Annotated in this window: 11 protein-coding genes and 4 pseudogenes; 10 read left to right on the top strand and 5 right to left on the bottom strand. The window is 56.6% G+C overall.

Annotation, left to right across the window (positions count from 1 at the left end):
- Positions 1–3: 3 nt before the first annotated feature.
- The 8 genes from AC2FNB_RS06765 to AC2FNB_RS06800 all read left to right on the top strand — a co-directional run bounded on the left by AC2FNB_RS06765 (position 4) and on the right by AC2FNB_RS06800 (position 10,236).
- Positions 4–597, top strand: a complete 594-nt coding sequence (locus AC2FNB_RS06765) for a DUF6931 family protein (RefSeq protein ID WP_480750799.1) — start codon at positions 4–6, stop codon at positions 595–597.
- Positions 598–599: 2 nt separating this feature from the next.
- Complete coding sequence (locus tag AC2FNB_RS06770) at positions 600–905, top strand: PAAR domain-containing protein (RefSeq protein ID WP_496745264.1); 306 nt, start codon at positions 600–602, stop codon at positions 903–905.
- 9 nt (positions 906–914) lie between these two features.
- Complete coding sequence (gene tagH / locus AC2FNB_RS06775) at positions 915–2,339, top strand: type VI secretion system-associated FHA domain protein TagH (protein WP_496745265.1); 1,425 nt, start codon at positions 915–917, stop codon at positions 2,337–2,339.
- A 48-nt stretch (positions 2,340–2,387) separates the two neighbouring features.
- Complete coding sequence (gene tssK / locus AC2FNB_RS06780) at positions 2,388–3,728, top strand: type VI secretion system baseplate subunit TssK (RefSeq protein ID WP_496745267.1); 1,341 nt, start codon at positions 2,388–2,390, stop codon at positions 3,726–3,728.
- 94 nt (positions 3,729–3,822) lie between these two features.
- On the top strand, positions 3,823–5,262 hold the full coding sequence (tssL, locus tag AC2FNB_RS06785; RefSeq protein WP_496745269.1) for a type VI secretion system protein TssL, long form: 1,440 nt from the start codon (positions 3,823–3,825) through the stop codon (positions 5,260–5,262).
- Positions 5,262–8,831, top strand: coding sequence for a type VI secretion system membrane subunit TssM (tssM, locus tag AC2FNB_RS06790; RefSeq protein ID WP_496745270.1), 3,570 nt, complete (start codon positions 5,262–5,264; stop codon positions 8,829–8,831). Before tssL ends, tssM begins: the two co-directional genes overlap by 1 nt.
- Positions 8,831–9,517: a type VI secretion system-associated protein TagF gene (tagF, locus tag AC2FNB_RS06795; RefSeq protein WP_480750793.1), complete on the top strand. Its 687-nt coding sequence runs from the start codon at positions 8,831–8,833 to the stop codon at positions 9,515–9,517. The genes tssM and tagF overlap by 1 nt, the downstream gene beginning before the upstream one ends.
- Positions 9,514–10,236 carry a PP2C family protein-serine/threonine phosphatase gene (locus tag AC2FNB_RS06800; protein ID WP_496745272.1) on the top strand — a complete coding sequence of 241 codons (723 nt, stop codon included), beginning with the start codon at positions 9,514–9,516 and terminating at the stop codon, positions 10,234–10,236. The genes tagF and AC2FNB_RS06800 overlap by 4 nt, the downstream gene beginning before the upstream one ends.
- Before the next feature lie 254 nt (positions 10,237–10,490).
- On the opposite strand, the pseudogene AC2FNB_RS06805 reads toward AC2FNB_RS06800, so the two are convergent.
- Both AC2FNB_RS06805 and AC2FNB_RS06810 read right to left on the bottom strand, forming a co-directional pair.
- Positions 10,491–10,604, bottom strand: a pseudogene (locus AC2FNB_RS06805) (transposase); the annotation flags it as partial.
- 133 nt (positions 10,605–10,737) lie between these two features.
- Positions 10,738–10,905: pseudogene (locus tag AC2FNB_RS06810) on the bottom strand (integrase core domain-containing protein); the annotation flags it as partial.
- Positions 10,906–10,967: 62 nt separating this feature from the next.
- Between AC2FNB_RS06810 and AC2FNB_RS06815 the strand changes: the two are divergent.
- Positions 10,968–11,435, top strand: coding sequence for a hypothetical protein (locus AC2FNB_RS06815; protein WP_496745273.1), 468 nt, complete (start codon positions 10,968–10,970; stop codon positions 11,433–11,435).
- On the opposite strand, the gene AC2FNB_RS06820 is transcribed toward AC2FNB_RS06815, so the two are convergent.
- Positions 11,392–11,691, bottom strand: coding sequence for a transposase (locus AC2FNB_RS06820; RefSeq protein WP_496745275.1), 300 nt, complete (start codon positions 11,689–11,691; stop codon positions 11,392–11,394). The two genes, AC2FNB_RS06815 and AC2FNB_RS06820, sit on opposite strands and share 44 nt — an antisense overlap.
- Positions 11,574–11,987, bottom strand: a complete 414-nt coding sequence (locus AC2FNB_RS06825; RefSeq protein ID WP_496745277.1) for a transposase — start codon at positions 11,985–11,987, stop codon at positions 11,574–11,576. The genes AC2FNB_RS06820 and AC2FNB_RS06825 overlap by 118 nt, the downstream gene beginning before the upstream one ends.
- A 71-nt stretch (positions 11,988–12,058) precedes the next feature.
- Here AC2FNB_RS06825 and AC2FNB_RS06830 point away from each other — a divergent pair.
- Positions 12,059–12,822, top strand: a pseudogene (locus AC2FNB_RS06830) (transposase); the annotation flags it as partial.
- On the opposite strand, the pseudogene AC2FNB_RS06835 reads toward AC2FNB_RS06830, so the two are convergent.
- A pseudogene (locus AC2FNB_RS06835) lies at positions 12,819–13,621 on the bottom strand (transposase); the annotation flags it as partial. The pseudogenes AC2FNB_RS06830 and AC2FNB_RS06835 overlap by 4 nt on opposite strands.
- Positions 13,622–13,699 lie beyond the last annotated feature (78 nt).

The following is a 13,699-nucleotide window of genomic DNA, read 5'->3' on the forward strand; positions in this document are numbered from 1 at the left end:
ATCATGACCGCAAAATGGCAAAACATGACTAAGGTGCCACAGCAACCGGCTGCGCGAGCTTTGGCTGGCGCAAATGCAAAGCTGGCCACCAAACTTTCGGCGCCGGCTAGTTCGATGCCGGATGTTGTCTTGGCTGAGTTGGAAGAAAAAAACGCCCCGGTCGATATTCTGAGGCTGATGTCCGTTATTTTGCCACCGCGCGAACGAATTTGGTGGGCCTGTCTGGCGGCACGCGACGTTATCGGCCCGGCGCCCGACCACAATACGCCGTCACTTGCCGCAGCGGAAGAGTGGGTGTTTCGCCCTTCCCCTGAAAACCGCGCAAAAGCTGCGCTTGCGGTGGATACCGCCGAATTGGACGATGAAACGGTCAAATGCGCGCAAGCTGTGGTTTATGCCGATGGAACCTTGGGGCCAGGCGAGTTGGCGGAACATGCGGCCCCTCCGGGTGCGGGTGAGGTTCTGACCTTTGCGATGAACCTCGTGGCGCTGGAACACCACAAAGACGATTTTGAGTCGTATCTGCAGTTGCTTATCGACCGCGCAGTCAATATCGCCAAGGGCGGAAACGGTAAAATAGGGGCAAAGGAGGGCTGATCATGGGTTTCCCGCAAGCCAGAGTGACAGATCTGCATCCTTGTGTGCTTCTGGCACCGCCACCGGCACCGCCGTCACCGGTTCCTGCACCGATGCCGATCCTCCCACCCTGCATGACAACGGTTTTGGTGGGGAAATTGCCGGCAGCACGGCTGACCGATCTGGCAACACCGGGTGCGCCCCATCCGATCATCAAAGGTTCCGCCACTGTGCTTATCGGAAAACTGCCTGCAGCACGCGTCATGGATAATGTCGCGTGTGGCGGCATGATCGTAAAAGGTGAATTTACAGTTTTGGTAGGAGGTTGATCTCAAAGCATGTTTGTCACGCTTAAGTTTCAGTCGACCGGAACCGTACCCGGTGATGGTCGCCCGGTCGCGATGCGAGGCGGGTCTTTGACCGTTGGGCGTGCCGAAACAAACGATTTGGTTTTGCCGGACCCGGACAGGATGCTTTCCAAGAACCATTTCGTGGTCGAAGATCACAACGGTAACGTTGTAGTTGTCGATCTGAGTACGAACGGAACTTTCTTGAACTACTCCAAGCTTCCGCTGGGGCGTACGCCGACGCCGTTGAACAATGGCGATGTGCTGATCGCCGGGAACTATGAAATGGTAGTCGAGATAGGTGCCGAAAAGGGATCGCTCGAAGATGCCATTCCTGCACCGATGGATCAGGGCAATGTGAGCCACGGACAGGCGCAAAATGCGCCCGATCCTTTGGCTCTACTCGATGATGCGGGACCCGAGGGTGATTTTCTGGATGATCTCTTGGGCTCGGGGGATGCGCCAAAAGGCCATTCGCAGCTTGAACGCAATGATCCGATGGATGAACTGCTACCACCGTTGGACGATGATGACCCGTTCTTTGGCAAGCCAGAAGATCCGCATGCCGGTCAAGGCGCAAGCGATGCGGCGCACAACCCATCGGCGCAGGATGCGTTTTCCTCTCCGACGGCCAGTGCAAATTTCATCCCGGAGGACTGGGAAGAAGATTTACTGTCGCCTTCGGGTTCGGCGCAGGCACCGTCAAGTGATCCATTCAAGGAACCCCCATCACCTGAAAGGACTTCGGGGCCAACGCCACGACCGACCCCGGCTGTGGAATCTTCGCAAGGAACGGTTGCGCCACCTCCGCCGCAGAGATCTGAACAGCCAGGCGATCATTCCTCGGCACGCGCCTTTTTGGAAGCGTTGGAGATCGAGGACTTACGGATCGATGATGCCGATCTTCCTGCCACAATGGGGCGGATGGGGCGTGTTCTGCGGGCGATGATCACCGGTCTGCGGGAAATTCTGATGACCCGCACTTCGATCAAAAGCGAATTCCGCATTGATCAGACCATGATAAGCGCAGGCGGTAACAATCCGTTGAAATTCTCGATCAGCCCCGAGCAGGCCATCGAAGCGATGATCAAGCCGCGCGCGCGTGGTTATCTGGGCTCGGAAGAGGCGACTGAACAAGCTTTGAACGATATCAAGGCGCACGAAGTCGCGATGGTCACGGGGATGGAGGCCGCCCTCAAGGGTGTCCTGGCCAAACTCAGCCCCGATGAAGTTGCGGGCAAGATCGAAAGCTCTGGTGCGCTTGGCAGTCTCTTTAAGGGAAAGAAAGCGCGCTATTGGGAAGCCTACGAGAACATATTTGAAGAAATTTCGGATCAGGCCGAAAACGAGTTCCACGACCTGTTCAGCCGCGAGTTTGCGCGCGCCTACAAGGAGCAGTTGGAAAAACTGAAGTAACGTCGCAATGTGAAATTGGCGGCGATGAGAATTGAGGGAGGACTGGGTTTGTCCTGGGACAGTAAGGTACTTTGGACCGAGGGGTTGTTTTTGCAACCTCACCATTTCCAGCAGGCGGACCGGTACACCGAGGCGCTGGTCGCGGGGTTGGCCCGACGGATCACGCCTTATGCCTGGGGCGTCAGTTCTCTGGAACTTGATGACGAGGTCCTGAAAGTTGGTCAGATTGCGCTGAAGTCCTGCTCAGGCCTGACGCAGGACGGGACAGTTTTCCGGATGCCGCAATCCGATACCCACCCGCCCGCGCTGGAAGTTCCCGAAACAATAAAGGACTGCGTGGTTTACCTGACCGTTCCGCAACGCCGTCAAGGTGCATCCGAGGTTGACCTGTCAGGTGCGGAACAATCGGCAAGCCGCCTGCGTCCGACCGAGCATGAAATCACCGATGTGATGAGCCAGCAAAAAAAGCCAGTGACGATCGGTGTGGGAACGCTTCGTTTACAGTTCGCGCTGGAAGTCGATGATCTGGCGGATCGTCTGGCCATTCCGATTGCCCGCATTATCGAGGTGCGCCCGGATCGTGAGATCATTCTTGATAGGGGTTTCATACCAAGCTGTCTGGATGTGCGGGCTGCCCCGGCACTCAGCGGTTTTCTGAATGAATTGGAGGGCATGCTTGCCCACAGGATGCAAGCGCTTGCCGGTCGCTTGTCCGAGGGCGGTCCCGCCAAGGGTGCGGCAGAGATCTCAGATTTTCTTTTGCTGATGACGATCAACCGAGCGCTACCGGTAGTTCGCCATTTTTCAAATATCGAAAACGTTCATCCTGAAACGGCCTTTCGCCTTTGTGCGTCGTTGGCGGGTGAATTGGCAACCTTCATGAGCTCTGAAAAGGAGGCACCGCAATTCAGTCCCTATCAGCACGACAAACTGACAGGTACGTTCGCGCCGGTGATCCGCATGTTGCGGCAATATCTCAGTTCCGTTCTTGAACAGACCGCGATTTCGATCCCATTGGAACCCCGGAAGTATGGTATAAGTGTTGGTGTCATCGCCGACCGGAAATTGATCGGCAATGCAGGTTTCGTTCTTGCCGTTAGCGCCGATATTCCTGCAGAAGATGTGCGCCGTCACTTTGCCGGTCAGGCCAAGACAGGTCCGGTCGAAGAAATCCGCCAGCTTGTGAACTCGGCCTTGCCCGGCATTACGCTCAGACCTTTGCCTGTCGCGCCTCGGCAAATCCCGTATCATTCCGGCGTCGTTTATTTCGAACTGGATGCTGCCAGCCCGTATTGGAGCAAGATGACCACATCAGGCGGCATCGCGGTGCATGTTTCAGGCCAGTATCCGGGGCTGACAATGGAGCTTTGGGCCATTCGCAACCACTGAGCCGATGAGCCGGGTTCGCGTTGTTTTAATTTGATAGAGTGTTCCGGCTAGGTCAGACTGGCTAGCAAGGCTCGAAAAGAACAGGTGTAACTTAATGTCAGATGACGATCCGTTCGCAGAACCGAACGACACCGACAAAACAGTGATCCGCCCGAACCCCGGCGGGCGTCGCCCGGTGCATAGCGCTTCGCAACAGCCTGCAGCCCCTCAGGCCAGCGATCCTTCTGGGTATGGAACACCACCGCTTGAACCGGCGTCTGCACCTACGGCGGGCGCGGGTGGCGTCGGCGCATATGGCGTTCCCCAGTCGCGGACTAAGCAGCAGCAATCCGCACCTACGGCGGAGCCTGTCGTCATGACCGGTATGAATCGCTTGAATGCTTGTGCTACACCTTTGTTTTCATTGATCAGTCGCATACGAAACCGGGCACAGCACATGGACCCGGACAAACTTCGACAAAGCGTGGTGTCCGAAGTCCGCACCTTTGAAAATGCGGCGCTTCAGGCCGGAATTGCGGCGCAGACGGTGAAGGTAGCGCGGTATGCGATCTGCGCGACACTGGATGATGTGGTCCTGAACACGCCTTGGGGTGAGCAATCCAGTTGGGCCACGCAATCGCTTGTTGGAACCTTCCACCGCGAAACGGTGGGCGGTGATCGCTTCTACGACCTGCTGGCGCGCCTCGAGAAAGAGCCCGGCTCCAATATCGAACTTCTGGAATTTGTCTATATGTGCCTGTCCCTCGGGTTCGAGGGGCGGCTTCGCGTAGAGCAGGGGGGAAGCGACAGACATCTGCAGATCCGGCAAGGTTTGGCTCGGCTTATCCGCGCCCAGCGAGGACCGCTCGAATACGATTTGTCGCCGCATTGGGAAGGTGCGGACAAACCATATCGCGCGCTCAGCGCATGGAAGCCCGTCTGGATTGCGGTGGGGGTCACCGCGGTCTTGCTGGTGTTAGAATTTGCCGGTCTTTCGTATGCCCTGTCTTCCAAGACTGAAAACCTGATGGGCCAACTTTCGGTGATAGATTCAGGACCGGTGGCCGAGTTGCAACGCCGCGCACCTCCCCCTCCACCGCCACCACCTGAGCAAGCAAAAGTTGAAAAAGTGGCGCAGTTCCTTCAGCCCGAAATTGAAGAGGGCATCGTCAAAGTCTTCGAAGCAGGCAACACACTGGTTATCAGGATCACCGGGTCGGGAATGTTCGGGTCAGGGTCGGATCAGCTGCAGGATTCGTTTGTAGATCCCGTCAATCGGGTCGCTCAAGCGCTAAACGACGAACCGGGGCCGGTCATCGTGGCGGGACATTCAGACAATGTCCCAATCCGATCCTCACGGTTTCCCTCCAACATGCATTTGTCATTGGCAAGGGCCAAGTCCGTTATGGAGCAGATGGCTGACGCCTTGAACGACCCATCAAGACTTAGTGCCGAAGGCCGTGCAGACAATGAGCCGATTGCAGACAACTCGACCCGCGAAGGACGTGCGGCCAACCGCAGAATCGAAGTCTTGCTGGTCCAGGAGCAGAACTGATGCTTATCAACCGACTTATCCTGCCGCTGTTCCGTTCGATCTATACCATCCTGCTGCTTGTCGCGGTCGTGCTGGCAAGTTGCCTGATCTATTTTGGCCCTTTGATTGGTTGGGGCGAATGGCGCCCGTTTGACAGCTTGAGCGGCCGCTTGATCTGGGGTGGCGCGATCTTCGGCTTCTTTTTTGTGATAATGTTGATCATTTTCTTCGTTCGACGCCGTCGCGAAAAAAAGATGACCGAGGAAATCGTCGAAACGGTGGATGAAACCGGCGACATGATCGGCTCCGAAATCGCAGAACTGCGCTCAAAGCTGAAGACGGCGATGTCCCAATTGCGCAAATCCAAGAACGGGCGCAGACATCTGAATGAATTGCCCTGGTATGTGATGATAGGGCCGCCGGGCGCAGGCAAAACCACTGCCATCGTGAATTCCGGCCTGAGTTTTCCTTTGGCCAGGGAAATGGGTAAATCTGCAATCGGAGGCGTGGGCGGAACCCGTAACTGTGACTGGTGGTTCACCGAAGACGCGGTCCTTATCGACACCGCCGGCCGCTATACGACCCAGGAAAGCGATGCCGAAGTCGACAACGCGGCTTGGGTCGGTTTTCTTGGATTGCTCAAGAAGTACCGGAAGCGACAGCCAATCAACGGCGCGATGATCGCTATCAGCCTGAGCGACCTGTCACTACAGGACGAGATGACGCAAAAAGAACATGCCAAGGCGGTTCGACGTCGACTAGAGGAATTGCGCGAGACGTTGGGTGTCCGTTTCCCGGTTTATGTCCTTTTCACCAAGGCTGATCTGATCGCGGGCTTCGCCGAATTCTTCGACAATTTGGGCAAGGAAGAGCGCGAGCAGGTCTGGGGTTTCACACTGCCTCTGGACAAGGTCAAAGGTGAACAATCCCCGGTTGCGGCGTTTGATGAGGAGTTTGCAGGTCTCTTGGGGCAACTAAATGCGCAGTCCTTGGAGAGGATGCAGACCGAGACCGATCCCCAGCGCCGCGCGCTTGTCGCCGGGTTCCCGGTTCAGGTTGCCTCTGTTCGCAAGGTTGCCCGCGATTTTCTGAGCGAAGTCTTCCAGGAAAGCCGATACCAGCATCGCCATATGTTGCGAGGGGTGTACTTCACATCGGGTACACAGGAAGGTACACCGATCGACCGCCTGATGCTCGGCATGGCTCGTACGTTTGGTATCGGACGGCAAGCCATCGGTTCAGGACAGGGGACGGGACGATCCTATTTCCTGACCCGGTTGTTCGAAGCGGTGATCTTTCGCGAGGCGGGTCTGGTATCTGCCGACGACAAGGTTGAACGCCGTTACAGAATCGTCAAATGGGGTTCTATCGCGGCCACGATTTTGGCGGCAATCGGTGTTGGTGCCTTGCTGGTGCGTAGCTATCTGGGCAACGCCGACCTGATAGCAGAGGCACGGGACAGTGTCGGCGCCTATCAGGCCGCCGCGGCAACACTTCCTCCCAGCCCGGTCGGGGATACCGATCTTGTGCCCGTAGTGCAGGCGCTCAACAACCTTCGCGACATGCCTGCCAATCCCGTGCTTGATGACCCCGACCCCGAACGCCGCCTGACATACGGTCTGTATCAGGGTGAGGTGATCGGCACGCAGGCTGCACAAACTTATCGCGCCGCGCTGAACCGGCGCTATTTGCCAAGGTTGCTGTTGCGGCTGGAAGAGCAGATGGCAGCCAATATCAACAACCCGGATGTCCTCTATGAAGCGCTCAAGGTCTATCTGATGCTTGGGCTGCAAGGCCCGATGAACAAGGACCTAGTTCGCGAGTGGATGAATATCGACTGGACGGTCTCCTATCCTGGGCCATCGCGCGACCAACTGCGAGCCGATTTGAACGACCATTTGGACGCATTGCTTGGTCAGCCCATGCAGGAAATTGCGTTGAACGGCCCAATGGTAGAGCAGATTCAGGGTATCCTGTCCGAGATGCCGCTGGCCCAGAGGGTTTATAATGGGATTATAGCCAGCCCTGCTTCAACCGCTTTGCCAGAATGGCGGCTTACCGAGGTTGGCGGCCCTGCCGTCACACGTGTTCTGGTCCGCAGTTCCGGAAAGCCGCTCAACTCCGGGATCGAAGGTATATTTACCTATCAAGGCTTCAACGGGGTATTCTTGGGAGAAGCTGTCGGCGTCGCAAAGCGTGTTCAACGGGAAAGCTGGGTATTGGGTCCGCGTGGCGAAGCAGAACAGACGGAACTCGCACTTGCAGCTCTCAGCCGTGATGTTCTTGACCTGTATTACAACGACTACATTGCACGGTATGACGCCATTTTGGGCGATATCGATATCATCCCAATGGAATCGCTCAGTCACGCCGTCGAGGTTACAAATGTCCTGTCCGGACCGACTTCGCCGATTGTGAATATCCTGATGGCGATTTCCGACGAAACACGGCTCACCGAAGACCGCTCTGCATTGGCTGACACTGAGGTCAGCAACAAACTCTCCACCGTGGCTGGAATTGAGCTGCAAGCCAATACCTCGGTGCAAACCCAGATCTTGCTCGAGGCGCTGGCAAAAACGGCGACCGGGCAGGGGGCTCAACCCATAGCGCCGCCCGGCACCTATGTTCAGGACCGGTTTGACTGGTTGCATCAGTTGACGGCACGGCCCGAGGCGCAACCTTCGCAACTTGATATGCTGATGGGCTCGTTGACAGACGTGTACCAGGACCTCAACAAAATGTCGTTCAGCGGCGTGTCAGGAGCGGAAAGCGGGCAGGCCATGCAGCGTTTCATGCAAGAAGCGGCGCGTGTTCCTGGGCCAATGGAACGTTGGGCTACGCAGATTGTCAACGGCTCATCTGGCATCACGACGGACAGCACGCGTGCATCGATCAATGCTCGGTGGCAGGCTAATGTTTTGCCGTTTTGCGAGCAGGTTCTGGAAAACCGCTACCCGTTCGACCGTCGGGCGCGTGCGGACGTTGCGATTGGCGATTTTGCCAAGTTGTTTGGGCCTGGTGGGATGATCGACGCCTTCATGAACGACAACCTGATCAAGCACGTTGATATGCGCACGCGGCCTTGGACATGGAAAACTGGCGTGAACCAGACCGATCTCGGGATAAGTCAGGCGGTGTTGCAACAACTGCAATACGCAGCGGAAATCCGCGATGCGTTCTTTGCAAACGGTCCGCAACCGGCAATTAACTTCCAGATCATGCCCGAAGCGCTCGATCCCAAGGCAAAAGGTGTGACTTTGGAAATTGACGGCCAAACCCTGGAGTTCCGTCATCGCGGCGGGCTGCCATCACCGTTAGCCGTGGCATGGCCGGGGCCTGTTGGGCTTGCGCGGGTCAGTTTCGATCCGCAAAAGAAAAACATCGAAAGCGTACTAAGCCGTGATGGACCCTGGGCGTGGTTTCGACTGTTGGATGCGGCCGAAGTGCGACGAACCAACGTATCCGACCGCAAGAAAGTCATTTTCAATGTCGGAGGCCGGATCGCTATCTTCCAGCTACAATCGGGATCGGTGATCAATCCCTTTGCGTTGCCAGCGCTTGCCAAATTCAGCTGTCCCAAGTCGTTTTGATGCAGCGGCAGAGGTTCGGAGCATTCGGTAAGATGCCGTCGGCTGGCGACTTTTTTCGCCTCAGCCTTTCCCAGTCTTTTGTGGCCGAATGGGATGAATGGTTGCAACGCTGTCTGTTGCAGGGGTCCGAGTTGAATTCCGGAAGATGGAATGAGCTTTACATGTCCGCGCCGATCTGGCGGTTCTGCCTGTCACCGGGACTTGCTGGTCCACAAAAGGTCCTGGGCGTTCTGATGCCGTCAGTCGATCGGGTGGGCCGCCGCTTTCCGCTGACACTCGCCGCTCCAGTAGTTTCCGGCAGCAGTGCTTTTCTGGACCATTTCAACAATATCGGTGTATTCGAGGCCCTAGAGAGGGTTGCATTGGACGCGCTGGATGATGACATGTCTCGTGATCGGTTAGACAAGGCCCTGTCTGAAATAGCCGTTCCATCCTCTCAACAGAACGCGAACATACAAAAAACCGGCAACTGTATCATCCTGAGACAGGAAAACGGGCAAAATGGTTGCTTGCCCGATCTAGCTTCGGGACTAATGTCGGATTCTTTTCGCAATCCGAGCATTTGGAGCACAGTCGTTCAGGGCGGTTCCCGTCTGATGGTCTGCGAAGGTTTACCGTCCGGACCAAAGATGCAAGGCTTGTTCAATCTTCATGCCGAAATCTGGGCCGAGGCACCACCTACATGACTTTTTCCAGGGTACGTTACAACGCACGCACGCATGTCGGCCTGAGACGAAAGGTAAACGAAGATTCGATTCTGGCGCTTCCGGATGAAGGTATCTGGCTTGTTTCGGACGGCATGGGAGGCCACGCTGCCGGCGATTACGCCAGCCGTCTGATTGCGGATATGGTGGCTGCAATTCCTTCGGGTCTGACGCCATCCGACAAGCTGCATGCTCTTCGTGACATCCTGCGCCTGGCCCATGAGGCAATCCAAAAAGAAGCCTCGAAGCGCGGTGGGCAGACAATTGGGGCAACAGTGGTTGTTCTGATGATGGCCAACGGGCATTTTGTCGGTTTGTGGGCAGGCGACAGTCGGATTTACCTGATGCGCGATGGTGAAATTCAGATGCTGACATCCGACCACTCCTTTGTGGCCGAGTTGGTTCTGGCCGGTCAGATGACATGGGACGAAGCCGAACATCATCCACAGTCCAACGCCATTACCCGGGCGGTTGGAGTTGGAGGAGAACTGGAACTCGATAAATTTCGTGGCGCACTGCAACCCGGAGACCGATTTTTGTTGTGCTCGGATGGATTGACGAAATACGCTACTTTCGGGATGTTGCAACGTGCCATGTCGGAAATGCCGATCGAAACCATATCGGATCGCTTGGTGCAACTGGCACTGGATGGCGGCGGCAGCGACAATATTTCGGTTATTGTGGTAGATGTGGTTCAATGATTTTAAAAGCAAAAAAATAAGCTCACCTTTTGAGGTTTTGATCTCACAACTGAAGCTCGCCGTCAATGTGTTGATTATGCGTCTTAAAATTCTGTCTCGAGCTCACATCGAAAAGTTTCGGGCCAAATCTGAAAGATTTTCGCAGGCCTCATTGTAAACCGGTACGCGGATTCGAGCCCTCTTCTGGAGAACCCGTGCCCAATCGTGAACGCACTCCTCAAATCTCAGCAAAACTGGTCGGCTCAGACCGCTTGAAAAATACAGTTGCTAAGCCCGTGTCGACGGCACACCTCCGCCGTCGACATGCCTGCCTCGTGTTCCTTGATCGTCCAGATAATCTGCGCTTCGGTGAAACCGCTTTTTCGAATTCATTTGCTCCTTCGAAGGGTTCATCAAACTTGACCTGAGACCCAACTTTCATCCAGTCTTTGGGAGAAACCGTCGTTGATTTGCGCTGCTCCCCAAGTTTGGACCGCCGGAAGCTAGATTTTTCCGGCTCCTTCATGATGGTGGGCTGGTGACGCCATCGGGATAATGCATGGCGATCGGGACGTTATATCCGATCGCACTGTGGGGTCTGTCTTCGTTGTCGTACCTGCGCCAATCCTCCAGCATTTCACGGGCATCCGCAAGACTCATGGACCAGTGCGCGTTCAGGCATTCGGTCTTAGGTAGCAAATGCACCAAAATGCCATCTGGATGACCGGCGAGATCTCGTGTGGAATGGCGGCATGTCGAAACCATTGATTGTTCACACGCTGACAGAGAAGCGGGCCGAGATACTGTGCCAGATTAAAGCATACGAAGCGCAGTTCGCACATGCGAAGCACGATCTGGCGCATGTGAACGCGACGATTGAACTGTTCGCCGCATCTGAACGGCAGCGTGCCCGGTACATTGTGAGCCATGGGTTCTTCAAGAAGGGCGAGATCGCGGATATCTGTGCCCGCCATCTCGGGGTCGATGTTGAGCTGACCACGAGAGAACTTGCCGACCGCGCAATGGCGGAGCGCGACCAGGACATCTCAGATACTGCGCTTAGGAACTCGGTGGTCTTCAAGGTCGTTCAGGCGCTGCGACATGCCAAGCGACGAAAGCTCGTCAGGATGATCGAGAAGAAGAAAGGCATGTGTGTCTGGGGTGCCGGCGACGCCGTCACGCTGCGCGCCGTTGCCAATACCCTTTCCACGACCGGCTGACCGGGGACGCGAGAGCGCCGCCGATCAAACAATCCGCCAGGCGGCCATTGCTCTCCTCCCGATGATCCTCGAGCCAGGCTGCATGGGCCGCGTATGCATCGAGATAACTTCCGTCGACCTTCAGATGCTGTCCGCCAATCATCCGTCTAAGCCGCGAGAAGAAGCTCTCGGCAAGGTTGGTATGAGCTCCTCCGACGCTGTAACCCTCTGAATGATTGATCCTTTGCATGTCAAAGTCAGTTTCCAGAAGACCCAATGCGCGACTTCATCGGCCGAGACAACGGTATCTGGAGCGATCCTTTCCCTTGCGAACTCGACGCCCTGCGCCTCTCGAAGAAAGGTTCTCGTCACAGTTCGGTCGCCCCGCTGGCGGAGCACGACAACCACCCGGCGCTTCCCACTCCGGTTGGCGCGACGCCGCCGGTCGACACGCTCCTCCCGCAGATTGGCGGGCCGGACATGACCACCGAACACGGCGCCATCAACCTCGACCTCGCCGTCCAGACGGACGTCCCGGGTCTCCGCCTTCATTGCTTCTCTGAGCTTGTGCATGGGTAATCCCCCCCGATCTTAAGGGGATGCGGAAGTAGAATTTTCTCGGCAGGATGAACGAGGAGATTCCGATGAAGAAGACACGATTCACAGAGGCCCAGATCATGGGTGTGCTGCGCCAAATGGAGGGCGGTGTGCCTGCCGCCGAGCTTTGTCGCGAGCGCTGGATGAGCAGTGCCACGCTGTACAAGCGGCGGGCGAAGTATGGCGGCATGGACGCCAGTCTCATCAGCGAGATGAAGGCCATGGCCGAGGAGAACCGTCGGCTGAAGCGCATGTACGCCGACGTCAGCATGCAGAACGACTTGCTGAAGGAGGCTGTTGGAAAAAAATGATACGGCCAGCTCAGCGCCGGGAGTTGGCCGTGAAAGCGGTGGCGATGAAAGGGGTCAGCATCGCGCTGGCGTGCCGGGCGTTCGGCGTCAGCGAAACGTGCTACAGGCACAGCCCGAAGCTGGATGAGGAGAACGAGCAAATCGCCGACCTGCTCCTCGGCCTGACGGCTGCAAATAAGACTTGGGGCTTTGGCCTGTGTTTTCTGTATCTGCACAACGTGCAGGGGCATAGGTGGAACCACAAGCGGGTTTACCGGATCTACCGCGAGCTGGAGCTGAACCTGCGGATCAAGCCGCGCAAGCGTCTGAAGCGAGAAAAGCCGGACGAACTGGCTGTGCCTGGGCCCCCGAATGAGCTCTGGTCGATGGATTTTATGGCCGACAGGCTGGGGGATGGACCGCAATTCCGGCTGCTGAACGTTCTGGACGACTTCAACCGCGAAGGGTTGGGCATTGAGATCGACTTTTCACTGCCTGCAGAACGAGTTGTTCGAGCCCTGATCGTGTTCGGATAGCCGATCTGCCCGCAGACCCGTTCGAGCGTCTGCACGACATCTTCGCCCCGATAAGTGAAGCGAGGATCGGCTGCCGCACAGAGGCGGGAATGCGTGTCAACAATGGTCAGGATACGCAGCTTGTTGCCCAGGGCAAGTTGGTCGTGCACGAAGTACATTGCCCAGACATCGCTCGGTCCGACTGCTTCCTGGCGATCTTCCCGCAGCTTTGCCTTCACCCGTCGTTTCGGGTGCTTGTTCCTCATCTGCTGGCCTAACTCATTGTAAATCCGGCGGGTCTTCTTCATGTTGATCACCCATCCTTCGCGTCGCAGCAGCACGTGCACACGCCTGTAACCATAGCGCACACCCGTCTCCGCGATCTCTTTGATCCGCCTCTCGACGGCAGCCTGATCCGTTCGCCGGGCCTTGTAGTGGTAGGTGGAGGTGTCGAAGCAGATGGCCCCACAGGCCTTCCGGATCGACACGCCCCAGTCGACGCACATCCTGGTCACGATCTCGCGCAAACGACCAGACTTCAGAGCTTTCGCCGAATGATGTCCTGAAGCATCTCACGGTCAAGCGTCAGATCGGCCACGATCTTCTTCAGCCGGGTGTTGTCATCCTCAAGCGCCTTCAACCGACGTATCTCGTCCGGCAGCAGCCCGCCATACTTCTTCTTCCAATTGAAATACGTCGCCTGACTGATCCCGGCCTTGCGGTAGATCTCCGCGACCGGCGTGCCCTGCTCGCCCTGCTTCAGAATGAAGGCCTTTTGCGCCTCCGTGAACTTCGATGCTTTCATGCGATTCCGCTCCTTTCCCAGCCAAGGAAACCTAGCGGAAAAACCCAGCTTCAATCGATCCAGTTTTCAGGAGGCAGA

The organism is Ruegeria sp. BHSB058 (assembly GCF_059613285.1).